The organism is Vibrio sp. 1249-1, assembly GCF_033340495.1.
In genome coordinates this window covers 1-539 of record NZ_JAWOWJ010001074.1, presented here as the reverse complement: position 1 = coordinate 539, position 539 = coordinate 1, and the positions used below count along the sequence as shown (strand labels likewise).

General features: G+C 45.3%; 1 protein-coding gene. It reads right to left on the bottom strand.

What is annotated here, in order from left to right; genetic code table 11:
* Positions 1-5 precede the first annotated feature (5 nt).
* Positions 6-539: tRNA lysidine(34) synthetase TilS (gene tilS / locus R7Z50_RS30545; protein WP_318150157.1), on the bottom strand; the 534-nt coding region annotated here is incomplete at its 5' end.

Below are 539 nucleotides of genomic sequence, written 5' to 3'. Positions count from 1 at the left end.
ATGAATTACAAAGGCTTGCGCCAAATGAGTTCACAGTCTTGGCCACTAAATGTTTGATCTACAAACAAGTCTGCGACTGCAACAACTTGGTCTTTGTACATCAAAATCGGGATCTGACGGCGTAACCAGCTTGGCACATTGTATTCTTGGAATAACTTTTTCAGTTTACGACTGCGACTACGTGTTGTGGGGTGTGCCGACAAACCTTCGGGATTGAAAGTAACCCTCAATAACTCGGGGTGTGATGGCAGCGAAATATTTGGCTGATGAGAACCCGTACTAAGCGTTAACGTCCCCAAACGCTCTGGTAAAATCAGTGACTCATCGATTTGGATATGGCCTTGCCAACTCGTCACATCGGCATGAGGCGTAACCCAGTACAATTTGTTTTGGAAGCGTCGGATCTCTCCTTGTTTGAGTTTAAGCTTTGGATTGGCATCTTGTTGCGCCAATGCCACTTCTTGCCAAATCAAGCGCAATTGAGTTTGACTCGGCATATTGGCATTCAATTTACTCAACCACATACGAATCAAACGCGC